26 protein-coding genes are annotated in these 24,330 nt (G+C 65.2%); 17 read left to right on the plus strand and 9 right to left on the minus strand.

What is annotated here, in order from left to right; genetic code table 11:
- Positions 1–147 precede the first annotated feature (147 nt).
- From LCM4577_RS08170 to LCM4577_RS08180, 3 genes are all read right to left on the minus strand, one after another.
- Positions 148–600 (minus strand): hypothetical protein, encoded by a 453-nt coding sequence (locus LCM4577_RS08170; protein WP_052468089.1) that lies wholly within the window; start codon positions 598–600, stop codon positions 148–150.
- Positions 601–762: 162 nt separating this feature from the next.
- Positions 763–912 carry a hypothetical protein gene (locus tag LCM4577_RS08175; protein ID WP_157900451.1) on the minus strand — a complete coding sequence of 50 codons (150 nt, stop codon included), beginning with the start codon at positions 910–912 and terminating at the stop codon, positions 763–765.
- A gap of 112 nt (positions 913–1,024) precedes the next feature.
- Positions 1,025–1,297, minus strand: coding sequence for a DUF4242 domain-containing protein (locus LCM4577_RS08180; protein WP_040989229.1), 273 nt, complete (start codon positions 1,295–1,297; stop codon positions 1,025–1,027).
- Between the two features lie 316 nt (positions 1,298–1,613).
- Here LCM4577_RS08180 and LCM4577_RS08185 point away from each other — a divergent pair, with 316 nt between their 5' ends.
- Positions 1,614–4,202, plus strand: coding sequence for an AAA family ATPase (locus LCM4577_RS08185; protein ID WP_371410032.1), 2,589 nt, complete (start codon positions 1,614–1,616; stop codon positions 4,200–4,202).
- 126 nt (positions 4,203–4,328) lie between these two features.
- On the opposite strand, the gene secA is transcribed toward LCM4577_RS08185, so the two are convergent.
- Complete coding sequence (secA, locus tag LCM4577_RS08190; RefSeq protein WP_071070684.1) at positions 4,329–7,061, minus strand: preprotein translocase subunit SecA; 2,733 nt, start codon at positions 7,059–7,061, stop codon at positions 4,329–4,331.
- 264 nt (positions 7,062–7,325) lie between these two features.
- Here secA and LCM4577_RS08195 point away from each other — a divergent pair, with 264 nt between their 5' ends.
- Positions 7,326–8,246: a peptidylprolyl isomerase gene (locus LCM4577_RS08195; protein WP_071033562.1), complete on the plus strand. Its 921-nt coding sequence runs from the start codon at positions 7,326–7,328 to the stop codon at positions 8,244–8,246.
- Between the two features lie 50 nt (positions 8,247–8,296).
- Here LCM4577_RS08195 and LCM4577_RS08200 read toward each other — a convergent pair whose 3' ends face one another.
- On the minus strand, positions 8,297–8,893 hold the full coding sequence (locus LCM4577_RS08200) for a TetR/AcrR family transcriptional regulator (RefSeq protein ID WP_041011335.1): 597 nt from the start codon (positions 8,891–8,893) through the stop codon (positions 8,297–8,299).
- Positions 8,894–9,081: 188 nt separating this feature from the next.
- Here LCM4577_RS08200 and argJ point away from each other — a divergent pair, with 188 nt between their 5' ends.
- From argJ to LCM4577_RS08225, 5 genes are all read left to right on the plus strand, one after another.
- Positions 9,082–10,323 (plus strand): bifunctional glutamate N-acetyltransferase/amino-acid acetyltransferase ArgJ, encoded by a 1,242-nt coding sequence (gene argJ / locus LCM4577_RS08205; protein WP_071070686.1) that lies wholly within the window; start codon positions 9,082–9,084, stop codon positions 10,321–10,323.
- Complete coding sequence (locus LCM4577_RS08210; protein WP_198541028.1) at positions 10,323–11,102, plus strand: N-acetyltransferase; 780 nt, start codon at positions 10,323–10,325, stop codon at positions 11,100–11,102. Before argJ ends, LCM4577_RS08210 begins: the two co-directional genes overlap by 1 nt.
- A complete protein-coding gene (locus tag LCM4577_RS08215) occupies positions 11,099–11,521 on the plus strand; it encodes a (deoxy)nucleoside triphosphate pyrophosphohydrolase (RefSeq protein WP_041011337.1) in 423 nt (140 codons plus the stop codon). Before LCM4577_RS08210 ends, LCM4577_RS08215 begins: the two co-directional genes overlap by 4 nt.
- 167 nt (positions 11,522–11,688) lie before the next feature.
- The gene (locus LCM4577_RS08220) at positions 11,689–12,009 is read left to right on the plus strand and encodes a hypothetical protein (RefSeq protein ID WP_041011338.1); all 321 of its coding nucleotides are present in this window, start codon (positions 11,689–11,691) and stop codon (positions 12,007–12,009) included.
- Between the two features lie 104 nt (positions 12,010–12,113).
- Positions 12,114–12,299, plus strand: coding sequence for a Flp family type IVb pilin (locus tag LCM4577_RS08225; protein ID WP_082047341.1), 186 nt, complete (start codon positions 12,114–12,116; stop codon positions 12,297–12,299).
- A gap of 32 nt (positions 12,300–12,331) precedes the next feature.
- Here LCM4577_RS08225 and LCM4577_RS08230 read toward each other — a convergent pair whose 3' ends face one another.
- Positions 12,332–13,204 (minus strand): methyltransferase domain-containing protein, encoded by an 873-nt coding sequence (locus LCM4577_RS08230; protein ID WP_071070688.1) that lies wholly within the window; start codon positions 13,202–13,204, stop codon positions 12,332–12,334.
- Positions 13,205–13,268: 64 nt separating this feature from the next.
- Between LCM4577_RS08230 and LCM4577_RS08235 the strand changes: the two genes are divergently transcribed.
- The 5 genes from LCM4577_RS08235 (at position 13,269) to LCM4577_RS08255 (ending at position 16,416) form a co-directional block, all read left to right on the plus strand.
- Entirely contained in the window at positions 13,269–14,069 is an 801-nt protein-coding gene (locus tag LCM4577_RS08235; protein WP_071070690.1) for a ComF family protein, read from the plus strand.
- 76 nt (positions 14,070–14,145) lie between these two features.
- Positions 14,146–14,415, plus strand: coding sequence for a glutaredoxin 3 (grxC, locus tag LCM4577_RS08240; RefSeq protein WP_041011341.1), 270 nt, complete (start codon positions 14,146–14,148; stop codon positions 14,413–14,415).
- Positions 14,416–14,417: 2 nt separating this feature from the next.
- Positions 14,418–15,284 (plus strand): carbon-nitrogen hydrolase family protein, encoded by an 867-nt coding sequence (locus LCM4577_RS08245; protein WP_071070691.1) that lies wholly within the window; start codon positions 14,418–14,420, stop codon positions 15,282–15,284.
- The gene (locus LCM4577_RS08250; protein WP_071070693.1) at positions 15,281–15,706 is read left to right on the plus strand and encodes a DUF1178 family protein; all 426 of its coding nucleotides are present in this window, start codon (positions 15,281–15,283) and stop codon (positions 15,704–15,706) included. The genes LCM4577_RS08245 and LCM4577_RS08250 overlap by 4 nt, the downstream gene beginning before the upstream one ends.
- A gap of 26 nt (positions 15,707–15,732) precedes the next feature.
- Positions 15,733–16,416 (plus strand): hypothetical protein, encoded by a 684-nt coding sequence (locus LCM4577_RS08255; RefSeq protein ID WP_041000430.1) that lies wholly within the window; start codon positions 15,733–15,735, stop codon positions 16,414–16,416.
- Positions 16,417–16,436: 20 nt separating this feature from the next.
- Here the strand turns inward: LCM4577_RS08255 and LCM4577_RS08260 are convergent, their stop codons facing one another.
- Entirely contained in the window at positions 16,437–16,919 is a 483-nt protein-coding gene (locus LCM4577_RS08260) for a MarR family winged helix-turn-helix transcriptional regulator (protein ID WP_071070695.1), read from the minus strand.
- Positions 16,920–17,018: 99 nt separating this feature from the next.
- Between LCM4577_RS08260 and LCM4577_RS08265 the strand changes: the two genes are divergently transcribed.
- Positions 17,019–17,951, plus strand: a complete 933-nt coding sequence (locus LCM4577_RS08265; RefSeq protein WP_071070697.1) for a DMT family transporter — start codon at positions 17,019–17,021, stop codon at positions 17,949–17,951.
- Between the two features lie 167 nt (positions 17,952–18,118).
- Positions 18,119–18,622: a flavin reductase family protein gene (locus tag LCM4577_RS08270; RefSeq protein ID WP_071070699.1), complete on the plus strand. Its 504-nt coding sequence runs from the start codon at positions 18,119–18,121 to the stop codon at positions 18,620–18,622.
- A gap of 25 nt (positions 18,623–18,647) precedes the next feature.
- Here LCM4577_RS08270 and ubiG read toward each other — a convergent pair whose 3' ends face one another.
- Positions 18,648–19,397, minus strand: a complete 750-nt coding sequence (gene ubiG / locus LCM4577_RS08275; RefSeq protein ID WP_040989215.1) for a bifunctional 2-polyprenyl-6-hydroxyphenol methylase/3-demethylubiquinol 3-O-methyltransferase UbiG — start codon at positions 19,395–19,397, stop codon at positions 18,648–18,650.
- 229 nt (positions 19,398–19,626) lie between these two features.
- Between ubiG and LCM4577_RS08280 the strand changes: the two genes are divergently transcribed.
- Entirely contained in the window at positions 19,627–20,184 is a 558-nt protein-coding gene (locus tag LCM4577_RS08280; RefSeq protein WP_071070701.1) for a putative glycolipid-binding domain-containing protein, read from the plus strand.
- Between the two features lie 27 nt (positions 20,185–20,211).
- Here the strand turns inward: LCM4577_RS08280 and LCM4577_RS08285 are convergent, their stop codons facing one another.
- Positions 20,212–20,508, minus strand: coding sequence for an antibiotic biosynthesis monooxygenase (locus LCM4577_RS08285; RefSeq protein WP_071070703.1), 297 nt, complete (start codon positions 20,506–20,508; stop codon positions 20,212–20,214).
- Positions 20,509–20,721: 213 nt separating this feature from the next.
- Between LCM4577_RS08285 and LCM4577_RS08290 the strand changes: the two genes are divergently transcribed.
- On the plus strand, positions 20,722–21,975 hold the full coding sequence (locus LCM4577_RS08290; RefSeq protein ID WP_040989213.1) for an aspartate kinase: 1,254 nt from the start codon (positions 20,722–20,724) through the stop codon (positions 21,973–21,975).
- Positions 21,976–22,057: 82 nt separating this feature from the next.
- Positions 22,058–24,328, plus strand: coding sequence for a phosphoenolpyruvate--protein phosphotransferase (gene ptsP, locus LCM4577_RS08295; protein WP_071070704.1), 2,271 nt, complete (start codon positions 22,058–22,060; stop codon positions 24,326–24,328).
- Positions 24,329–24,330 lie beyond the last annotated feature (2 nt).

A 24,330-nucleotide genomic window follows, 5' to 3' on the forward strand; every position in this document is an offset into this window, starting at 1 on the left:
AGGTTCTTTGCGGGAGGGTTCCCAAACAGAGTGATCATCCTCTGTCAGACTACGAGCGGCGGCCAATCGCAATTGCCGGCGCCGCCCCTCATCCGACCCTTCGGGCCACCTTCTCCCCGTGAAACGGGGAGAAGGAAGAGGCGCCTCTCACATCCCCTTCATCGCGTCGCAGGACACATTCGGGTTCATGTCGGCGAAGGCGCCGGTCGGGTTCTGCTTCCAGGCCCAGACATGCAATTCGTAGAACGGGCCGAGGCCGTAGCGGTTGGGGGCCGTGTTGAAGTTGAACAGATGGCCTTCGAGCGAGGCTGGACCTTTCGCGGTGATGTATTCGACCGCGATCAGCTTCAGCGTGCCGTCGGCCATCGGTTCGTACATCACCGCTTCCGGCTTGGCGACGTCGACGGCGTCGTCCTTCAGATAGGCGGCGTTGACGTAATGGATGCCCATGGCGCCGCCGGTGAGGCCGCTAGCGCAAGGGATCGGCGCGTAGCCTTCGGCCTTCGCCACCGCGACGTCCTCGAAGCGGCTGTCCAGCGCCCGCACCTTTTCGGCGAGCGGATTGACGGCTTCCGCCGTGGCAGCGCCCGCCATCATCATGATGATCGCGGCAGTGGCGCCGACAAGGCATCCGGTCAAATTGTGATTGGTCATTTCATGTCTCCCAATGCGGTTGAGGCGCGCAAACGGGGACCGCGAAGGCCGGACGTCAGCTGCGCCTGTCGATGAAAAGGAATGGATGCTGATCCCGACGAAGCGGGATCAGCGGTGATGCCACCAGTATTCCCAGTATTCACGCGGCATCTCGCGCTCTTCGAGGCCGATGTCGCGTTTCAAATAGTCGTCCTGAGGCGGCAGAAGGCGGCGCCGGTTCCACAAGGGCGAAAGCAGCGCCGACAGGGCCCGTCGCATGTAGCCACGCCGGGGCGAGGCCGCGTACGCCGCGGCGGATGTACCCTCGCTATCCGGCACGGCGTCAGGTCCGCCGGCGACGGGACCGATCTGCCCGACACGGTCCGCCCGGTCAGCGATAAAAGTAGGGGTCGAGAACCCGCACCTCCGTGATCTTGTCGACGGGAAGCGAATTCTTCTGCGCGGTGCTGCGGATCGCCTCTGGCGAGGGCGCGTCATAGATGCAAAAACTCTTCGACTTGTCGGGCGAGACGAAGGATTGCACCCAGGTCACGCCTTTCTCGGCATTGCGGGCGATGACGCCGCCCATCGCGGTGGCGCCGGCATCGTTCATCGGTACGTTCAGGCCTTCCGGGAAGGTGCGTTCAACGAGATAACGTGGCACGATCGTCGTTCCTTTCAGTGATCGGATTGCAAATCTCCACGCAATTCCAGACGGAAGGCCATGGCGAAGTCGCCGAGCTCAACCGCTACGCGGTTTTCCTTGGAATTGCCTGCGCTCGTTTCGAGCGAGGCGGATATCACCATTTCGGGCAAGGCCGCGCATCGGAGCCATTCCCCATATTGGCCGGGACGATTCCCTATCTTTGGGACGTTTTATGTGGAAGATGGCACCTTAATGTGTGGAATGTCACATTTTAGGGCTGTCTCCCACGCTATCGCGGCGGCGACCCGCCACGATGGAATTCCGCGAGAGAGCGATGATGCTTCTGGAACGGCAGCCGCAGCTGCAGCAGATGGGTGCCTTGTTGGCGGAGGCAATAGCGGGCCGCGGCCGCGTCGTGGTCGTCTCGGGCGAGGCCGGCGCCGGCAAGACGGCGTTGGTCGAGGCCTTCGCGAGCCGGCTGGACGACGGCCTGAGCGTGCTTCGCAGCGCCTGCGAGGACCTGTCCATTCCGGATCCGCTGGGGCCGCTTTACGATCTGGCGCGCAACGGGCAGTGGGAGCTGCCGCGGGCGATCGACGACCGCCAGGTGCAACGGCTGCCCCTGTTTTCCGAGGCGCTCGACGTCTTCGAGGCGAAAGGCCCATGCCTGCTCGTCATCGAGGATCTGCACTGGGCGGATGACGCGACGCTCGATTTCGTGCGCTTCCTCGGCCGGCGTATCGCGAACACCCACATCCTGCTTCTGATCACGGCCCGCACCGACCGCAGCGAGGGGCAGATGCGGGTGCGCCGGGCGCTCGGCGAGATCCCGGCCGGCAATGTCGTACGCATCGACGTGCCGCTGCTTAGCGAAAGCGCGGTGCTGTCGCTGGCCGAAGCCGCCGAGCGCGATGGCGGCGCGATCTACCGGGCGAGCGCCGGCAACGCCTTCTTCGTCACCGAGCTGCTTGCCTCCGAGGGAAGCGGCGCCTTGCCGGCAAGCGTGCGGGACGCCGTGCTGGCGCGCGCCGAAAAATTGTCGCCGGGCGCCCGCTCGATGCTCGACGCGGTCTCTGTGTTCCCGCGCCGCGCCGATGCCTGGGCGCTCAGCGGCCTTTGCGGTATCGCCGCCGCCGGCCAGCTTGCCGAGTGCGTCGCCCACGGCCTGCTCGAGGATTTCGGCGACGGCTATGCCTTCCGGCACGAGATCGCCCGCACGGCCATAGAGATGGCGCTGACGCCCAGCAAACGGCGCGAGTACAATGAGCGTGCCCTGGCAGCCTTGCGTGACAATCCGGACGTCGCCACCGCAAGGCTGGTGCATCATGCCGTGGAAGCGCAAAACCTGGACGTGGTGCGCGAGCTCGCGCCGGTCGCCGCGCGTGAGGCTTCCCGCGTCGGCGCGCATCGCGATGCGGCGGGCTATTACGAGGTCGCCCTGCGCTACGCGGATATCCTGCCGATGGAGAAGCGGGCGGAGCTTTACGAAGGCCATGCCTTCGAGTGCCACCTGATCGGCCGCGTCGACGCGGCGATGGAAGCGCAGGGCCGGGCGCGCCTGCTGCGCCAGGCGCTGGGCGACCGGCTCAAGGAAGGCGACAGCCTCAGGTGCCTGTCGCGCTTCGCCTATCTGCTCGGCGATCGCGAGTCGGCGGACCGTTTCGGCGAGCAGGCGGTCGAGCTCCTGGAGACCGCCCCCGACAGCGCCGAGCTGGCGATGGCCTATTCGAACTTCTCGCAACTGGCGATGCTCGCCGAGCGGCTCGAGGACACGCTTTTGCTTGGCGGCAAGGCAGTCGAGCTGGCGGAGCGGCTCAACCGCCCGGACATCCTTTGCCACGCCCTCAACAATGTCGGCGCCGCCGGACAATGGCTGGACTTTGCCAAGGGCCGGCGCGATCTCGCCCGCAGCCTTGGGATTGCGCTGTCGGGCAACTTCCAGGAGCACGCGGCGCGCGCCTTCACGAACTGCGCCTGCGTCGAGATGAACAGGCTCAACTTCAAGGAGGCGGCGGCGTTCCTGGAGCGCGGCATCGGCTATTGCGTCGAGAACGATCTCGCGACATGGCGCGATTACATGCGCGGCGTGCAGGCGCAGCTTCTGCTTCGCCGCGGGTTTTGGAACGATGCCGCGGCAATGGCGCACGAGGTGGTCGACGACGACGCAACGACGCCGCTTGTGCGCTATCCGTCGCTGGTGGCGCTGGCAAGGTTGCGCATCCGACGCGGCGACCCATCGGCCGAGCCGATCGTCGAAGAGATGCGGCGGTTCCTGGACAAGGGCATGGAGCTGCAGCGCCTCGTGGCCTTTGCCGGGGTGCTGGCCGAACTGGCGTGGCTCGGGCAAGCCGACAGGCAGGAAGCCTTGCGCCTGATCGCGGTGGCGGAAAGCCTCGCRCCGACGCCGGCCGTGTTCGGCGAGCTTGCTGTCTGGCGGGAGCTGTTGTCGCCTGGATTCGAATCCGGCGACATGGATCGCATGGCGGAGCCGCACCGCCTGCAACTGAGCGGCGACTGGCGCGCCGCCGCCGCGCTATGGGCCGAAATGGGCGCGCCTTTCGAACAGGCCATGGCCCTGTTGCTCGGCGACGAAGCGGCGCAGCGCGAGGCACTCGCCATTTTCGAGGAGCTCGGCGCGAGAGCGATCGCGCAGCACGCCCGCGGCCTCATGCGCGAAAGCGGCGTCAGCCACATCGCAAGAGGACCCCGACAGGCGACGCGCGCCAACCAAGCCGGCCTTACGCAGCGCCAGATGGAAGTGCTGGAACTTCTAGAGCGGGGCTTTTCCAACAAGAAGATCGCCGCGCATCTGACGATTTCGCCCAAGACGGTCGATCACCACGTCTCGGCGGTGCTGGAGAAGCTGGAAGTCATCTCGCGCGGCGAGGCGGCAGCCGCGGCGCGCGCGTCGGGGCTGGTGTAAAGGCCAGTTGTCTGGAAAGCCTGAAATAAGTCCGGCGTTCTGCGAGAACTATCAGCGTCGGCGCTGCCCCTCATCCGGCCCTACGGGGCCACCTTCTCCCCGCAAGCGAGGAGAAGGAAATAGGCGTCAGGCGAAGGCGCCGTGGCAGTGCTTGTATTTCTTGCCGGAGCCGCAGGGGCAAAGTTCGTTGCGGCCGACCTTGCCCCAGGTCGAAGGGTTCTTCGGATCGCGGTTTTCCGGCGCGACGACGGCGTTGGTGTCCTGACGCATCAGAAGCGCGGTCTCGCCACCCTGGAAATCGTCCTCGCCGGTGGAACCGTCGATATGGCTGCCGAACATCTCCGGCGTTTCGGGCGGCGGCGCGTCGGCCGCCTGGCGCACCAGCTCGACGCGCATCAGCTGCGCGGTGACGGCCTGGCGCAGATTGCCGAGCATGCCCTGGAACAGTTCGAAGGCTTCGCCCTTATATTCCTGCAGCGGGTCGCGCTGGGCGTAGCCGCGGAAGCCGACAACCGAGCGCAGGTGGTCGAGATTGACAATGTGCTCGCGCCACAGATGGTCGAGCGTCTGCAGCACCACCGAACGTTCGACATAGTTCATCACGTCGGGACCGAAGCGGTCGGCGCGCTCCTTGGCGGCGGCGTCGGCCGCGGCCGTGATGCGCTCGCGGATATCGTCCTCGGCGATGCCCTCTTCCTTGACCCATTCCTCGATCGGCAGGTCGAGGTTGAGGTATTGCCCCACCTCTTCCTTGAGGCCGGCGACGTTCCACTGCTCGGCATAGGCGTTCTCGGGAATGTTCTTGGCGACGATCTCCTCGATCACGCCCTCGCGCATCTCGGCGATCGTCTCCGACAGGCCTTCGCCGTCCATCAGCTCGATGCGCTGCTCGAACACCACTTTGCGCTGGTCGTTCGAGACGTCGTCATATTTCAGGAGGTTCTTGCGGATGTCGAAGTTGCGCGCCTCGACCTTCTTCTGCGCCTTCTCCAGCGCCTTGTTGATCCAGGGGTGGATGATCGCCTCGTCTTCCTTGAGGCCGAGCTTCTGCAGCATGCCGTCCATGCGCTCGGAGCCGAAGATGCGCATCAAATCGTCCTGCAGCGACAGGAAGAATTTCGAGCGGCCCGGATCGCCCTGACGGCCGGAGCGGCCACGCAACTGGTTGTCGATGCGGCGCGATTCGTGGCGTTCCGTGGCCAGAACGTAGAGGCCGCCGGCGGCCAGCGCCTTTTCCTTCAGGCGCTCGACGTCGTCGATGATGGCCTTTTCCCGCGCCTCGCGCTCGGGTCCGGGCGGCATGTCGCCAAGCTCCTCGGCGATCCGCATCTCGGCGTTGCCGCCGAGCTTGATGTCGGTGCCGCGGCCGGCCATGTTGGTGGCGATGGTGATGGCGCCGGGCTTGCCGGCCTGGGCGACGATGGACGCTTCCCGTTCATGGTGACGGGCGTTCAGCACCTCGAAGTCCTTGATGCCCTCCTTGCGCAAGCGCTCGGCCAGCAGCTCGGATTTCTCGATCGAGGTGGTGCCGACCAGGATCGGCTGGCCACGATCGCGGGCGTCTTTGATTTCCTTGACGATAGCCTTGTATTTCTCGTCGACCGTCCGGTAGACCTCGTCGTCCTCGTCCTTGCGGGCGACCGGCAGGTTGGTCGGGATCTCGGTGACTTCGAGATTGTAGATGTTGGCGAATTCCTCGGCCTCGGTCAGTGCCGTGCCGGTCATGCCGGCGAGCTTCTTGTAGAGACGGAAATAGTTCTGGAAGGTGACGGAGGCCAGCGTCTGGTTCTCCGGCTGGATCTGCACATGCTCCTTGGCCTCGAGCGCCTGGTGCAGGCCTTCCGAATAGCGGCGTCCGGGCATCATGCGGCCAGTGAACTCGTCGATGATGACGATCTCGCCGTTGCGCACGATGTAGTCCCGGTCCTTCTGGAACAGCAGATGCGCCTTCAGCGCGTTGTTGACGTGATGGACGATAGCGACGTTCTCGACGTCGTAGAGCGACTCGCCCTTCAACAGGCCGGCGTCGCGCAGCATGTTTTCCAGCTTCTCGGTGCCGTCCTCGGTAAAGATCGTGGTTTTCTGCTTCTCGTCGACCTCGTAGTCGGCCGGGCCGAGCTTCAGCATGAAGGTGTCGATGGTGTTGTACATCTCCGAGCGGTCCTCGAGGGGGCCGGAAATGATCAGCGGCGTGCGCGCTTCGTCGACAAGGATGGAGTCGACCTCGTCGACGATGGCGTAGGAGTGTCCGCGCTGCACCATCTGCGAGCGCTCATACTTCATGTTGTCGCGCAGATAGTCGAAGCCGAGCTCGTTGTTGGTGGCATAGGTGACGTCGCAGGCGTAGGCCTCGCGACGCTCGTCGTCGGAAAGGCCGTGGACGATGATGCCGACGGTCAGGCCGAGGAATTTGTAGACGCGGCCCATCCATTCGGCGTCGCGCTTGGCGAGGTAGTCGTTGACGGTGACGACATGCACGCCCTTGCCGGCGAGCGCGTTGAGATAGACCGGCAAGGTGGCGACCAGCGTCTTGCCTTCGCCGGTGCGCATCTCGGCGATGCCGCCATTGTGCAGCACCATGCCGCCGATCAACTGGACGTCGAAAGGCCGCATGCCGAGCACGCGGCGGGCCGCCTCGCGCACCGTGGCGAAGGCCGGGACCAAGAGATCGTCGAGCGAAGCGCCGTTGGCGAGATCCTGGCGGAACTTTTGCGTGCGCCCCGCAAGCTCGGCGTCGGAAAGCGCCCGCATCTCGTTTTCCATGGCGTTGATGGCTTCGACCCTGGGCCGGGTCGACTTGACGCGGCGGTCGTTGGAAGAACCGAAAACCTTACGGGCGAGACCGCCGAGACTGACCATCCAATGGTCCTTTCGATAGCAATTTTAGCCGTTTGCGACAGGCGCCGGGCGGGCCCATCAAATCCGCGTGAATGCGGACAAACGCAAAAAGCGCCCGGAAAACGGTTCTGGACGCCAAGTCGATGGACAGATAAGAGGGGGCTCAATCGATGTCAACGCCGCGTTAGCCCCATGGGCAGCGCCAAATTCCGCCACAATCCGACTGATCTGGAACCCTTTCGCTCCCGCGATCCTTACTGGCAATCCCCATTGGAGTTTATCTCGATGTCCCTGTCGTTCCGCCGCGCCTCGCTCGCCAGCCTCGGTCTGGCCTTCGGGCTCTCGGCTCTTTGCCTGTCGCCGCTGATGGCGCAGGAGACCAAGCCCGCGGACGCTGCCGCGCCTGCCGCCGCTCCCGCGAAGCCGGTCGACCCCAATGCGGTGGTAGCAACCATCAATGGCGAGAAGCTGACCGAGGCCGATCTGCAGCTCGCCGAAGGCGAACTGTCGCAGCAGTTCGCCCAACTGCCGCCCGATCAGCGCCGCGCGGCTGCCCTTTCGGCGGCGATCGAGATCCGCGTCATGGCCAAGAAGGCGGTCGATGCGGGCCTCGACAAGGACGCCGACTTCCAGCGCCGCATGGCTTTCCTGCAGGCGCGCGCCCTGCATGGCGAGGTCGTCGAGAAGGAAGTGGTCGACAAGGTGACTGACGCCGAAGTGCGCGCCCGCTACGACCAGGAGATCGCCAACACGCCGCCGGTCAACGAAGTGCATGCGCGTCACATCCTCGTGAAGACGAAGGAAGAGGCCGAGGCGATCATCAAGCAGCTCGACGGCGGCGCCGACTTCCAGAAGCTCGCCAACGAGCACACCAATGACCCCTCGGGCAAAACCAATGGCGGCGATCTCGGCTGGTTCGGACCGGGCCAGATGGTGCCGGAATTCGACAAGGCGGCCTTCGCGCTCGATGTCGGCAAATACACCAAGGAGCCGGTGCAGACGCAGTTCGGTTGGCACGTCATTAAGCTCGAGGACAAGCGCGCCAAGCAGCCGCCGGCCTTCGACGACGTCAAGGACCAGGCCAAGCAGGCGGTGATCCGCGACAAGTATTTCGCCATGGTCAAGGAACTGCGCGCGGCAGCCAAGGTCGAGATCCCGGACGAGAAGCTCAAGAAGGACATCGACACGCTGGAAGGCGGCAAGTGACAGCCACCAGCTGACTGTTCGGCAAAGGGCGCCTTCGGGCGCCCTTTGCATTATGAGGCCTGGCCGATCCCTCGCACCAGGTAGCGCACGGCGGCGCGGATCGCCGCCGCGTCCTCGTCGAGCCGCCCGGTCAGCAGATGCCGCCAGGCGAAGGAAGCGATCAGGTCGGCGACGATCCCGGCATCGACATCGGCCGCCACCTCGCCCCGCGCCTTGGCGCGCTCGATCATCCGGCCGGTATGGCTTCGGCGTCCCTTTGAATATTCGGCAAGTGCCGCCGCGGCTGTCTCGTCCGACTGCGCCTCCGCGATCAGCGAGCGGAAGATGTTGCCCGACGGGGTGTCGCGCCAATGCGCGAACAGATTTTCGAGGAAGCCGGCCAGGTCGTCCTCGATGTTTCCGGTGTCGGGCGTCTCGACGCGCTTCTGCCGCTGGTAGATCTCGATCAGCAGCGCCGCCTTGCTCGGCCACCAGCGATAGATGGTCGGCTTTCCAGCCCGCGCCCGCCGGGCGACGGCCTCGATCGAGAAGCCGGCATAGCCCGCCTCGCGCAACACCGCTTCGGCGGCCTTGACGATGGCATCGGCGCTCTCGGGATTGCGTTTCGCGCCGATCGACTTGCGCCCGCGAGCGGCGGCTTCGCCCATCGAGGTCTTCCTTAGCCGGTGAATCTGCCGCCGATCATATTGGCTTCGGCGATGAAACGAAACGACGCGTTTCCAATCGCGAAGCCGCCGGCCAGGCCGGGAGGGCGCGGCCAGAACGCCCCTTGCGCCGGCGCGCGCTATCGGGCAAACCGGCCTTCCTTTCGTGTTCTTGCCGCTCCGGGGTCCCGATGTCCGCTACGATTTCGCCGCTCGCACCGAAGAAATATCCGAAGATGCCGGTCATCGAGGGTGTGCGCATCGCGACCGCCGAAGCCGGCATCAAATACAAGAACAGAACCGACCTGCTCGCCATGGTCTTCGATCCGGGCACGGCCGTCGCCGGCGTGTTCACCAGGTCGAAATGCCCGTCGGCGCCGGTCGACTTCTGCCGCCAGAACCTGCCTGCCGGCAAGGCGCGCGTGCTGGTGGTCAATTCCGGCAATGCCAACGCCTTCACCGGCAAGAAGGGCAAGGCTTCGACCGCGCTGACCGGCGAGGCGGCGGCCAAGGCCGCCGGCTGCTCCGAGAGCGAAGTGTTCCTGGCCTCGACCGGCGTCATCGGCGAGCCGCTCGACACCACCAAATTCAGCCACCTGCTCGCCGGCCTGGTCAAGGACGGGAAGCCGGATCTGTGGACCGAGGCGGCGAAGGCGATCATGACCACGGACACCTATCCGAAGGTGGCAACTCAGATTGTCAAGCTCGGCGACGTTGACGTGACCATCAACGGCATCGCCAAGGGCGCCGGCATGATCGCGCCCGACATGGCGACGATGCTTTCCTTCATCGCCACCGACGCACCGATCGCCGCCCCCGTGCTGCAGGACCTGGTGGCGCGCGGCACTGCCAAGACCTTCAATGCGGTGACCGTCGACAGCGATACCTCGACCAGCGACACGCTGCTCATCTTCGCGACCGGCAAGGCCGCCGCGCGCGGCGCGCCGGCGATCGCCGATCCCAAGGACGCGCGGCTCGGCGCGTTCCGCCGGGCGCTCGGCAAGGTGCTGAAGTCGCTGGCGCTGCAAGTGGTGCGCGACGGCGAGGGCGCACGCAAACAGGTCGAAGTCACCGTCACGGGCGCCAAATCGGCGCGTTCGGCCAAGCGGATCGCGCTTTCGATCGCCAATTCGCCGCTGGTCAAGACGGCGGTCGCGGGCGAGGACGCCAATTGGGGCCGCGTCGTCATGGCCGTCGGCAAGGCCGGCGAGCCGGCCGACCGCGACCGGTTGTCGATCTGGTTCGGCGACAATCGGCTCGCGCATGAGGGCGAGCGCGATCCGGGCTATTCGGAGGAAGCGACCTCGGCCTATATGAAGCGCGATGACATCCGCATCCGCGCCGATATCGGCATCGGCCGCGGCAAGGCGACGGTGTGGACCTGCGACCTCACCAAGGAATATGTCGCCATCAACGGCGATTATCGGAGCTGATGGCGCCGGTGTCCGGGCATCCGGCAAGCGTGCTGGCGGTCGTGCGCCGCTACGAGGCGGCGGGTTTTCGCGCCTGGCCGGCGGCCGCCGTCCATTATGACGGGACCTGGGTGGTGCGGCTGACCGCCGGTCTCCCCGCCAAGCGCCTGAATTCGGTCAATCCGCTCGATCCCGGCGACACGCATGCCATCGAGGAGCGCATCGGCCGCGCCGCAAGACGCTTCGATGCTTATGGCCGGCCGCTGACCTTCCGTATGTCGCCGCTGTCGGGACAGGTGCTGTCCAGGCATCTCGACAAGGGCGGCTGGAACAGGTTCGACGAATCCCTGGTCATGCGGCTGCCGCTGAAGGACCTCGAGCTTGGCGCGGCCATGGACCAGATACCGCTCAAGGACATCAGCCGCTTCATCGGCGCGTCGCTCAGGACGAGCGGCTCGGACGCCTCGCTGYGGCCCGGCCTGTCGGAGGTCATCGGCGCCATTCAGCCGGAAGCGGGGCTGTTCGCGCTCGAGGACGGCAACGAGCCGCTGGCGACGCTGATCTGCGTCCATGACGGCGATCTCGCCGGCTTGTTCGAGGTCGCCACTGAAAAGTCCGCGCGCAAACAGGGCCATGGCCGCAATCTCATCCTCTCGGCGCTGAAATGGGCGCGGTTGCGCGGCGCGCGCGAAGCCTGGCTGCAGGTCGAGGCCGGCAATCTACCGGCGCTCTCGCTCTACCGGTCGCTCGGCTTCGAGGAAGTCTATCGCTACCATTATCGACGGCCGCCGGGCGCATGAGCGAGGTCAAGACAACCGGAAAGCGCCTGCTCCTGGTCGCTGCCTGCGCGCTGGTCGACGCCGACCGGCGCGTCCTCCTGGCGCAGCGTCCCGAGGGTAAACAGCTCGCCGGGCTGTGGGAGTTTCCAGGCGGCAAGGTCGAGCCCGGCGAGACGCCGGAGGAGTGCCTGGTCCGCGAATTGCATGAGGAACTCGGCATCGAAACGGAGATTCCGTGCCTGGCGCCGCTCACCTTCGCCAGCCATTCCTATGACGATTTCCATCTGCTGATGCCGCTCTATGTCTGCCGCCGTTTCAGCGGCATCGCGCAGCCCAGGGAAGGCCAGGGGCTGAAATGGGTCCGGCCAAAACAGATGCGCGACTACCCGATGCCGCCGGCGGACGCACCGCTGATCCAGTTCCTCATCGATCTTTTGTGATTTTGCGGCCCGCCTCGGCGGCAGTCCACCGTTTCCGGAAGGCAGCGGCTGTTTCGCACTTTTCCTGGAGCTGCTTTAGCCAGCGTTAATGGAAGATTTATCTCGGCGTGAAAAATTGCCCGAGGCCGTTTCGCGCGGCGGGATCGTCGATGATTGGGAAACACGGCATGAGCCTTGAAAGAGACTGGGACTCGATCCGGCCCGACCGAGGCTTCCGCGTGGCGGACGCCGGCATGGGCATCCTGCGGATCACGCTTCTCTTCGGCTCGGCCGCCGTGGCGCTGGCGCTGATCGCGACGCCTTTCCTGGACAACCAGACCCGGCCGCAAAGCGCCCGCGACGGCTTCTCCGGCGGGCTCGACATGACAGCGACCGGATCGATCGGCCATCGCCTCAATACATATACCGTGCGCCGCAGCGTGCTGCAGCCCTTGCCCAGTTCAATCTGCGTGATCCGCAATGACGGTAGCCGCAGCGGCGAGTGCTGACGTGGTTAACATTTTGCGGCACAGCGATGTTTCACTTGCTGTTAAGCTTTTACCGTTAACCTTTCTTAACAGGTAGGACATTAGAATTTCTGCATGAGGGATCGATGGCGATGAAAAACCTGCTGCAGCAATTCATTGAAGACGAAACGGGCGCCACAGCCATCGAATATGGTCTGATCGTTACCGTGCTGTCGCTGGTGATCATCGGTGGCGTCGGCAGGGCCATGGATGCGCTACAGTGGTTGTTCAGCGATAATAACAGCAGGCTGGTCCAGGCCTTCTCCCCCTGACGAAGCCGATCAGGCCTTCGTAGGCGCAGCGGTCAACCTTTCGGCGGGTTCTCCAGGATTGTCTTCAGCGAGACCCTGGCCGATCCGGGCTTGAGCGGCTTCTGCTGCGAGGCGTCGGGCGCCCAGCCCGACATCCAGACGATCGAAAAGCTTGCTCTGATACGGCCGTCCGGATCCGAGAACCGCTCGGCATAGATTTCGGCGGCGCGAGCAAACAGGCGTCTGCCGGCCGGCCGGCGGCTGCGATCGAAAAGAGGGCTGGTTTCGCCCATGGCGCGCAGATCGCTAGCCAGATCGAACAGCGTATCGTAGCGCACCGCGACCGTTTCGACATCGGCGACCGGCAATGCCAGGCCGGCGCGCTGCAACAGCGCGCCCGCGTCGCGCACGTCGGTGAAGGGAAGGATGCGCGGGCTGGCGCCGCCGTATAGCTCCGTCTCGGCCGCAAGCATGCTCTCGCGCAATTCCGCCAATGTGCCCGCGCCGGCGAGAGCGCCGAGGAACAGCCCGTCCGGTCGCAGCGCCCGGCGGATTTGCGCGAGCACGCCGGGAATGTCGTTCATCGCATGCAACGAGAGCAGGGAGACGACGAGATCGAGGCTGCCCTCTTCGAACGGCACGGTCTCCGGCGGCGCTACCAGGCCGGGATTGCCGGCCAGAAACGCTTCGTCCATCTCCACGCGCAGGATTTCGCCGGCCTTGCCGCTGTCGGCAAGCACCTGTGCCGCCGCCGATGTCTGACAGAACATGGCCGCTGCCTTGCCGAAACGGCGTTCGACGGCACCCAGCCGATCGGCAAGGTCCTCCGCGGCGCGCCGCATCAGGAAATCGGCGCCTTCGACGGGGCGGGCAAGAGCCCTGCGCTTGCGCGCGAGCCAGAGCTCGGTGTCGATCAAGGGCTGCAATGAAAAGCTTCCTGTTGTCCGCGCATGCCGGAGTGGTGTTAAGGTGGCGCGAGGTTCCTTTCACGTGGCCGATCCGGTGCACAAGATCAAGACCATAGCGATCCAGGATATGACGCGGCAGGCACTTGCCTGGCCGGCGCGCCTGTTGTTCCCACCGGTCTGCGCAGGCTGCCGTCGCCATGTGTCGCAGCCTGGCGTCTTGTGCGGCGCCTGCTGGCCGAAGCTGAGACTGCTGGAAAAACCCTGGTGTCCGGTGATGGGAACGCCCTTCACCCACGACATGGGCGAGGGTTTTTTGTCCGCCGAGGCGATCGCCGATCCGCCGCCCTTCGAGCGGGCGCGGGCGGCCGTCATCTATTCGGGCGTCGCGCGGCAGATGGTGCAGGGGCTGAAATATCAGGATCGAACCGACCTTGCGCCCTGGATGGCGAACTGGATGATGCGCGCCGGCGCGGAGCTGATCGCGGAGGCCGACCTGATCGTGCCGGTGCCGTTGCATTGGCGGCGCTTCTTCCGGCGCCAGTTCAACCAGTCGGCGGAGCTCGGACGAGCCGTTGCAAAGCTCGGCGGGCTGCCCTTCTCGCCGTCCGCGGTCAGGCGCGTGAAGCTGACGCGCCAGCAGGTCGGGCTCGAACGGCACGAGCGCGAGGAGAATGTGCGCGCCGCCTTCCGCGTGCCGCCGGACGCCGAAATCGAGATAGCGGGGCGCCGGGTGCTGGTCGTCGACGATGTCTACACCACCGGCGCCACGGCGCGGGCGGTCGCCAAGGCGTTGAAGAGGGGCGGCGCCGGTGCGGTCGACGTCCTCACTTTCGCCCGTGTGCTGCCGGGGGACTTTCGGCCGGATGAGTCTGCAACTATATAGTGCTTAACTTGTTGTTTTGACGCATGTCGTTCTCGCACAGCTGTAGGGCGACGTGCGCAGGCAGGATTGCTGATCGATGGTAGATGTGACGATCTATACGCGGATGATGTGCGGTTATTGCGCGGCCGCAAAGCGGTTGCTCGAGCGCAAAGGTGTGACCTATACCGAGCATGACGCTTCATTCTCGCCGGAACTGCGCCAGGAAATGATTTCGCGGGCGCATGGGCGCACCACCTTTCCGCAGATATTTATCGGCGACACACATGTCGGCGGCTGCGACGACCTCCATGAATTGGAGTCGCAGGGCCGGCTGGATGTGTTGCTTGCCAACGGAGCGAGGGCTTGATCATGGGGGTTTTCAAGGCGGCGGCGGTGCAGATGCGTTCGGGAACCAGCCCGGAGCGCAACGCCGCCGACATGGAGATCCTGGTCCGGCAGGCCGCCGGCCAGGGCGCCACCTACGTCCAGACGCCGGAAATGACCGGCGCGCTGGTGCGCGACAAGGAAGCCGGTGCGGCCGCTTTTACCACCGAGGACAAGGACGTGGTCGTCGCCACGGCACGCAGGCTGGCGAAGGAGCTCGGCATCTATCTGCATGTCGGCTCGACGGCGATCCGTCGCGCCGACGGCAAGCTTGCCAATCGCGCGTTCCTGTTTTCGCCTGACGGCAGCCTGATCGCCGGCTATGACAAGATCCATATGTTCGATGTCGATCTCGACAATGGCGAGAGCTGGCGCGAATCCGCGTCCTACGAGCCGGGAACGGAAGCGGCCGTGACCGACGTCAACGGAACGAGGCTGGGCTTTGCCGTCTGCTACGACCTGCGCTTCCCGCAGCTGTTTCGCGCCGAGGCGATGGCCGGAGCCGAGGTGCTGACGGTGCCCGCCGCCTTCACGCGCCAGACCGGCGAGGCGCATTGGCATGTGCTGCTGCGCGCCCGCGCCATCGAGAACGGCGCCTATGTCATCGCCGCCGCGCAGGGCGGCCTGCATGAGGATGGGCGCGAAACCTATGGCCATTCGCTGATCGTCGATCCGTGGGGACGCATCATCGCCGAGGCCGCGCATAACGAGCCAGGCGTGATCGTCGCCGAGATCGATCCTGCCCAGTCGCTTGCCGCGCGCCGCAAGATCCCCAATCTGAAGAATGCGCGGGACTTCACCGTCAATGCCGGGGCAAGCGAAGCGCCGCGTCTCAGGGGTGCCGCCTCTTGATCCGTTTTTCCCTGATCTGCGAACACGAGCACGAATTCGAGGCGTGGTTCCGCAGCAATGACGATTTCGATACCCAGAAGAAGCGCGGCTTCGTCGATTGCCCGACCTGCGGCTCGCACAAGGTCGAGAAGGCGCTGATGGCGCCGGCCGTCTCGACCTCGCGCAAGCAGGAGAAGGTGGCGTTGGCCATGGGCGAGGCGCAGAAGCAGGCGCTGGCGCAGCTTAAGGCGCTGGCCGAGAAGGTGCGCGAGAATGCGGATTATGTCGGCGACAAGTTCGCCGAGGAGGCGCGCAAGATCCATTTCGGCGAGACCGACCCGCGCGGCATCTATGGCGAAGCGACACCGGAAGAGGCGCAGAGCCTTGCCGAGGACGGCGTCGAGTTCATGCCGATCCCGAGCTTTCCGGAGGATCGGAACTGAGTTCCACGGCGACTTCGCGCCGGCCGATGGGGGCCGGAAAGCGAAATACTCCAACGGTATCGCTTGTCGCCATTCTTGACTGGCTGGCCTTTAAGTTCAGCGACAAGAGAACGGTCGGCGGAATGCTGATTGTTTATGACGCAAAAAAGGGCGGCAAGGATGCAGATAAGGTTTCCGCCGCACTGCAACTGATATGCGATGTCGATCCTATACGGCACCGGCAGGTGGTGCGGGATCTCAGCAGCATTTGGATCACGACCGTCGTGGCCGCCGCTGGCAGGTTTATGCCGTTGACATCGATTTGCGAACTCGACGAACGGTTCCTGATGCGCGAAGACATATCGATCGAAGAAGTGGCTGGGGCTATCGTGCATGAAGCCACCCATGCCCGTCTTTTTCGGCGGGGTATCGGTTACGAAGAGAAATTGCGTGACAGGGTAGAGAATACTTGCATGGCGCGCGAATTGGCCTTCGCAGCCAAATTGGCGAATGGCGCTGCTATTCGTCGCTGGGTTGAAACCAGACAAAACGGATCCCTGGACTATTCCAATGCGGCGTTCGACGCTAGGGACGTCGCCGGAATGAGAGATGCACTGATCCATCTCGGCACGCCGGGTTGGATAGCGGACATCGTTATCGCGATAGCACGCTGGCGGCGGCGGAGGGCCAAGGAACTGGGACCGGGATCGGTTTCTGATCCCAAGAACTAGGCCTCCGTTGCGAGCCTAGGTCAAAGGCTTCCGATCAGTTTTTCCAGCAGTTTCGCCAGCATTTCCCGGTCTTCGCTCGTCAGACCTGAAAGGATCTGGTGCTCGTTGGCGACGTGGACGGTGAGCGCATCGTCGGTGAGCTCGCGGCCTTTTGCGGTGAGCTGCACAACAACGCCGCGCCGGTCGCTGGGGTGTGGCGCGCGCTGGATCAGTCCTGCCTTTTCCAGACGGTCGAGGCGGGCGGTCATGGCGCCCGACGTCACCATCGTCGCCTCATAGAGCTCGGTCGGCGTCAGCGCATAGGGCGTGCCCGACCGGCGTAGCGTCGCCAGAACGTCGAATTCGCCGGCCTGCAGCCCGAAGCGAGCGAAGAGCGGCGCGAGCCGGTCGCGCGCGATCAGCGCCGAGACCTCGTTGAGGCGCCCGATGACGCCCATCGGCGATACGTCGAGATCCGGCCGCTCCCGTCGCCACTGCTCCATGGCCCTGCCCGCTCGATCCATATCTCTCACCGCAAAGTATCTTGACATAAAGAATCTTTACGCTATCTTACCGGAAGATGAACCGGCCGCCAAGCGGCTACGCAGCGACAGGACAGCCCGATGAAATTTCTCTGGGATTCGGCGATTGGTCTTTTGGTCGTGACGGGTGGCCTGCTTGGCATGACGCTGCCGTTCGRCAAGCTTGCGACCGCGGCCGGGGTGCCGGCGATGGTCTGGGCCTTCGTCATTTCGCTGGGCGCCGGCGGCGTGCTGCTCTTGGCGCTTCTCTTACGCGGCGAACGCATCCGGCTGACCCCGCACAAGCTGCGCTATTTCTTCGTCACCGCGGCGATTTCCTATGCCTTTCCCAATCTTTTGATGTTCTCGGCCATCCCGCATCTCGGCGCCGGCTACACCGGCATCATGTTCACGCTGTCGCCGGTCATCACGCTGGTATTCTCGATCCTGCTCGGCGTCAGGCGTCCCAATCTGCTCGGTACCATCGGCATCGCCGTCGGCTTCGTCGGCGCGGTGATGGTCGCGCTGACACGCGGCGAGGCCGGCCAGCCGGCCGATTATTTCTGGGTGGCGATCGGACTGCTCATCCCGGTCAGCCTTGCCGCCGGCAACATCTACCGCACCGTCGACTGGCCGGAGGGCACCGGTCCGATCGAGCTTGCCGTCGGCAGCCACCTGGCCTCGGCCACGCTCCTGGTCGCCGGCATTCTGGCGCTTCTGGGCGGGCAGGCCTTCGTCCCGCTCGGCGGCGTGCCGCTGGTGGTGGTCGGCCAAGTGGCGTCGGCCTCGGCGATGTTCGCCTTCTTCTTCCGCCTGCAGGCCGTCGGCGGCCCGGTCTATCTCAGCCAGATCGGCTACGTGGCGGCGGCGGTCGGCCTGTTCGCCGGCACGCTGTTCCTGGGCGAGCATTACCAGCTTCTGACCTGGCTCGGCGCCGCCATCATCACCGCCGGCGTCTTCATCACGACCAAGGCGCAAAGCCAGGCCGGCGCGCCGGCGCCGGTTCGGATCGAGCCGGCGGCGTCCCGCAGCTAGAGAGGGGGCATCAGCATCCCGCCGGCCGCGATGCAGTCGGCGGCTTAAGGCGCGTCGCGATCTTTCAGTTTCGCTCCATGCGCTTTAGCTTTGATCTTATGCATGTCTTTATCCCGAAACCGGTTCCCACGTTCAGGAGACATGCTTAGGAAACAGAGGAGGCGGCAATGCCCAACGCAGAAGGCCCGGTCAGCGTCGTGGATTTCCGCGCCGCCATGCGGCTCATCGTCGGCAATGTCAGTGTCATCACCGCCGGCGTCGGCGACGACCGCACCGGCCTCGTCGTGATTTCCGTGGTGTTGCTGTCAGGGGAGCCGCCGAAGGTGATCGCCTGTGTCAACCGCTCCTCGTCGACCTGGCCGATCATCGAGCGCTACCGGCATTTTTGCGTCAATTCGCTCGGGCCTCAGCATCAGCGGGTGGCCGAGCGGTTCTCCGGCTTCGGCGGCATCAAGGGCAAGGACCGCTACGAGGGCGCCGAATGGACGGCGCTGAAGACCGGCGCGTCGCTGCTTGCCGGTGCGGTGGCTGCCTTCGACTGCAGCCTCGACGAGATGATCGACCGCGGCGCGCACTCGATCGTCATCGGCTCGGTCGAAGCGGTCAGGACTCAGGATGCCGGGCAGGCGTTGATTTACTGGCGGGGCGGTTATCGGCCACTCGAAGCGTAAGACGAGCGTCTCCGGCTGCTGCCGCTCAGACGGAAGCCTTCTCGGCCAGCACCATATAGTTGACGTCCATGTCCCTGGACTTCTGCCAGCGGTCGGCCAGCGGATGATAGATGACGCCGGTGCGGTCGATCACCGTGAGGCCTGCGGCGCCCAGCGCCTTTCCAAGTTCCTCTGGCCGCACCAGCTTGCCGAACTGATGCGTGCCGCGCGGCARCCAGCGCAGAACATACTCGGCGCCGATGATGGCAAGGCCGAGCGCTTTCAGCGTGCGGTTGATGGTGGCGACGAACATGATACCGCCGGGGCGGACCATCTGGCCGCATTTGGCGACGAACAGGTCGACATCGGCGACATGCTCGACCACTTCCATGTTGAGGATGACGTCGAAGGTCTCGCCGGCATCGGCCAGCGCCTCGGCCGTCGTGGCGCGATAGTCGACGCTGACGCCGGCCTCCGCCGCGTGCAGCTTGGCCACTTCGATGTTGGTCGAGGAAGCGTCGGCGCCGACGACATCGGCGCCAAGCCTGGCCATGGGTTCGCACAGCAATCCGCCGCCGCAACCGATGTCGAGGAAGCGCAGGCCCTCGAAAGGCCTGGCCGCGCGCGGGTCGCGGCCGAAACGCGCCGCCACCTGGTCGCGGATATAGGCAAGCCGCACCGGGTTGAACTTGTGCAGCGGACGGAACTTGCCGTTCGGGTTCCACCATTCGGCGGCAAGGGCGGAGAAGCGCTCGACTTCTCCGGCATCGATGGTCGATCGGCGGGGTTCTGGCATGGGCGGGCCTCCTCGAACGCCAAGAACTCGGCGAACGTTAGGAAGTCGGGTCCTCAGCCGCGAAAGTCAAGGCAGGTTTTTTCAACTGCTGCCACACGCGTTGCCGACAAGCATCTCGCGCCGGTGGGTGCCCGATGTCAGCACATGGCGGCTTGATCTGGCCGCCGCGGAAACGCGATCGCCATATCGGACGAATGGAAGGCATGATGTTCAGGAAGGAGGCCCGGTTATGCAACCCCACTCGTCGATCCTCTGGCGCCGTCTCGACCTTGAGGGCCATGATGCCTGCCTGCTTGGCGCGACCGACCAGGGTTGGCGCCTCGAGGGCCACGCACTCTTCGCCCATGACGGCCAGCCCTGCAGCCTTGCCTATGCGGTGGATTGCGATGCCGGCTGGAGTACGCGCTCCGCGCGGATCGACGGCTTCGTCGGCACGCAGGAGCTGCATTACGAGGTCGAGCGGCTCGCCGACGGCCAATGGATGCTGAACGGCATGAGCCAGGCCGAGGTCGCGGGTCTCGTCGATGTCGACCTTGGCTTCACGCCGGCCACGAACCTCGTGGCGGTTCGCCGCTTCAATCTTGGCGTCGGCGTGGCGACGCCGGCTCCGGCCGCCTACCTGGCTTTTCCCGAACTCAGGCTCACGCGCCTTGACCAGACCTATCGGCGACTGGACGAAAACCGCTACGCCTATGCCGCGCCGGCCTTTGGCTATGGGGCCATCCTGACGGTCTCGTCGGCCGGTTTCGTTCTCGATTATCCGGGCTTGTGGCAAAGCGCTGCCTGAGCCGGTTGCCCAGCCGAAGATGCGGGTCTAGCGTGACAACGCGACTTCGGCATGGCTCATGGCGACGCTGGCCGGCTCTATTGCCTGCAGCGCGTCGCTGTCGCCGATCTCGGCCATGATGCGGCCGGCCGCCGCCCGGGCCTGCTCCATGCTTTGCCAGCGCACGACGTCGACCCACACGCCATCCTCGCGCCGGCCGAGATGTCGGCTGAGGAAGCCCGGCTGCCGGACGAGCCAGTCGGTTACGGTCCCGTTACTGGCGACAAAGCCGGCTTCGGCGCCGGGCTTGAGGCGGAAGGTGACGATTTCCAGGGCCTCGGTCATGAGAATCTCCAGCGGGCGTTTCGCCGTCCTTATGGCATGATCGGCGGCAGGAATCCGTCAGGATGAGCGGTGCCGGGGCCGGCGATAGTCGCGCTCGCTTGCGAAGCTTTGCTGTTTTGGCTAAGGAGGCCGCGCATTCCGGCGCCGGGCTTACCCTGGCGTTTCTTCCCGTTCCGGCCTTGAGCCGGCCTCAGTCAAAGGCATTTCGCTTCCATGGCGCGTATCGTGATGAAATTCGGCGGAACCTCGGTCGCCGACATCGCCCGCATCCGCAATGTGGCGCGCCATGTCAAACGCGAGGTCGATGCCGGTCACGAGGTTGCCGTGGTGGTGTCGGCCATGGCCGGCAAGACCAACGAGCTGGTCGCCTGGACGCGGGAAGCCTCGCCCATGCACGATGCGCGCGAATATGACGCCGTTGTCGCTTCGGGCGAGCAGGTCACGGCCGGTCTTCTGGCGATCACGCTGCAGAATATGGGCGTCCATGCACGATCCTGGCAGGGCTGGCAGATCCCGATCAAGACCGACAACGCGCATGGCGCGGCGCGCATCCTCGACATCGACGGCGCCTTCCTGATCAAGCGGTTCGGCGAGGGCCAGGTGGCGGTGATCGCCGGCTTCCAGGGCATCGGACCGGACAACCGCATCGCGACGCTCGGCCGCGGCGGCTCCGACACCAGCGCCGTGGCGATTGCCGCGGCGGTCAAGGCCGACCGCTGCGACATCTACACCGATGTCGACGGCGTCTACACCACCGACCCGCGCATAGAGCCGAAAGCCCGGCGTCTGGCCAAGATTTCCTTCGAGGAAATGCTCGAAATGGCCTCGCTCGGCGCCAAGGTGCTGCAGGTGCGCTCGGTCGAGCTTGCCATGGTACACAGGGTGCGTACCTTCGTGCGGTCGTCCTTCGACGATCCCGACGCGCCCGGAATGGGGGATTTGCTCAATCCGCCCGGAACGCTCATTTGCGACGAGGAAGAGATCGTGGAACAGCAGGTCGTCACCGGAATTGCCTACGCCAAGGATGAAGCGCAGATTTCGCTGCGCCGCGTCGGCGACCGCCCAGGCGTTGCCGCCGGCATCTTCGGCCCGCTGGCCGAGGCCAACATCAATGTCGACATGATCGTCCAGAACATCTCCGAGGACGGCAAGTTGACCGATATGACCTTCACCGTGCCGTCCGGCGACGTCGACAAGGCGCTTGCGGTGCTGGAGAAGCTGAAGCCGGAAGTCGGCTACGATGTCGTGCAGTCGGAATCCGGCATGTCGAAGGTCTCGGTCATCGGCATCGGCATGAGGAGCCATGCCGGCGTCGCCGCCACCGCCTTCAAGGCGCTGGCCGACAAGGCGATCAACATCCGCGCCATCACCACGTCCGAGATCAAAATCTCGATACTGATCGACGGTCCCTATACGGAACTGGCGGTTCGCACTTTGCATTCCGTCTACGGTCTGGATAAGCAATAGCAAGAACTGAGTCAGTTGTTGCGTGAACGCCGGCCGCGGGAGAAACTGCGGCGGGCGAATGCCCATTGGAGAACAAGCCGCGATGCGTGATACGGCCAGTGGCCCGCGCGTTCTGCTCAAACGGCTTCGCGAGCTCATGCAGGAGCCGCTGGAGCCGCAGGAGCGGCTCGACCGCATCGTGCGCGACATCGCCTCCAACATGGTCGCTGAAGTCTGCTCGCTCTATGTGCTGCGCGCCGACTCCGTGCTCGAACTCTACGCCACCGAGGGTCTGAACCCGAACGCCGTCCACCTGGCGCAGCTCAGGCTCGGGCAGGGCCTGGTCGGGACGATCGCCGCCAGCGCGCGGCCGCTCAACCTTTCCAACGCACAGGAGCATCCGGCCTTCGCCTACCTGCCGGAGACGGGCGAGGAGATCTACAATTCCTTCCTCGGCGTGCCGGTGCTGAGGGCAGGGCGCACGCTGGGCGTGCTGGTGGTGCAGAACAAGACCATGCGCCACTACCGCGACGACGAGGTCGAGGCCCTGGAAACCACGGCGATGGTGATCGCCGAGATGATCGCCACCGGCGATCTCGCGCGCCTCACCCGGCCTGGGCTGGAGCTCGACCTGCGCCGCCCGGCAAGCTTCACCGGCCTTTCCTTCAACGAAGGCGTCGGGCTCGGCCATGTCGTGCTGCACGAGCCGCGCATCGTCGTCACCAACCTCTTCAACGAGGACAGCGAGGAGGAGGTGCGCCGGCTGCAGTCCTCGCTCGGCTCGCTTCGGCTCTCCATCGACGACATGCTGGAGCGGCGCGAGGTCGCCTTCGAGGGCGAGCACCGCGAGGTGCTCGAGGCCTACCGCATGTTCGCCAATGACAGCGGCTGGGTACGCAGGCTGGAAGAGGCGATCCGCAACGGCCTGACGGCGGAGGCGGCGGTCGAGAAGGTGCAGAGCGACATGCGTGCCCGCATGCTGCACATGACCGACCCTTATCTGCGCGAGCGGATGAGCGATTTCGACGACCTCGCCAACCGGCTCCTGCGCCAGCTGATGGGGCGCGGCCCGGAGGATGTCGCGGCCTCGCTGCCCAAGGATGCCATCATCGTCGCCCGCTCGATGGGCGCGGCCGAACTGCTCGACTATCCGCGCGACAAGCTGCGCGGCCTGGTGCTGGAGGACGGCGCGGCCACCAGTCATGTCGTCATCGTCGCGCGCGCCATGGGCATTCCCGTCGCCGGACAGATGAAGGGCGCCGTTTCCATGGCGGAAAACGGCGACGCCATCATCGTCGACGGCGAGGAAGGCACCATCCATCTGAGGCCGCAATCCGACCTGGAGGCCGCCTATGCCGAAAAAGTCCGATTCCGGGCGCGGCGGCAGGAAGTCTATCGCGAGCTGCGCAAGAAGCCGTCGCTGACCAAGGACGGCGTTCCGGTCGATCTCCTGATGAATGCGGGTCTTGCCGTCGACCTGCCGCAGCTGACCGAATCGGGCGCCGCCGGCATCGGGCTCTTCCGCACCGAATTGCAATTCATGGTCGCCTCGACCTTCCCGCGCGCCGAGGCGCAGGAGCGGCTTTACCGCGACGTGCTCGACGCCGCGCGCGGCAAGCCCGTCACCTTCCGCACCATCGACATCGGCGGCGACAAGGTGCTGCCTTACTTCAAGGGCGCGATCCAGGAAGAGAACCCGGCGCTCGGCTGGCGGGCGATCCGGCTGACGCTCGACCGCCCCGGCCTGCTCAGGACGCAGATCCGGGCGCTGCTGAAGGCCTGCGGCGGCCGTGAGTTGAAGCTGATGCTGCCGATGGTCACCGAGCTGTCGGAAATCGCGCAGGCGCGCGAGATCATCGACCGCGAGGTCCGGCATCTGTCGCGCTTTGCGCATCATCTGCCCACCAGCCTCAAGCTCGGCGCGATGCTGGAAGTGCCCTCGCTCTTGTTCCAGCTCGACGAATTGATGAAGGCGGTGGACTTCGTCTCGGTCGGCTCCAACGACCTCTTCCAGTTCGTCATGGCCGTCGATCGCGGCAACACCCAGCTCGCCGACCGCTTCGACACGCTTTCGGCGCCGTTCCTGCGGGTGCTGAAGACAATCGCCGATGYCGGCGTGCGCAACAACACGCCGGTGACGCTCTGCGGCGAGCTTGCCGGGAGGCCGATCTCGGCCATGGCGCTGATCGGCCTGGGCTTCCGCTCGATCTCGATGTCGCCGGCCTCGATCGGCCCGGTCAAGGCGATGCTGACCGAGCTGCCGCTGCAGGAGCTGAAAGACTTCTTCAAGGACAATCTGATGGCGCCGGCCCAAGGGACGCCGATGCGGGCGCTGCTGCAGGCCTTTGCCGACGATCGCTCCATACCGCTATAGCA

The organism is Mesorhizobium sp. LCM 4577 (assembly GCF_001854795.2).
GTDB classification, from domain to species: domain Bacteria; phylum Pseudomonadota; class Alphaproteobacteria; order Rhizobiales; family Rhizobiaceae; genus Mesorhizobium; species Mesorhizobium plurifarium.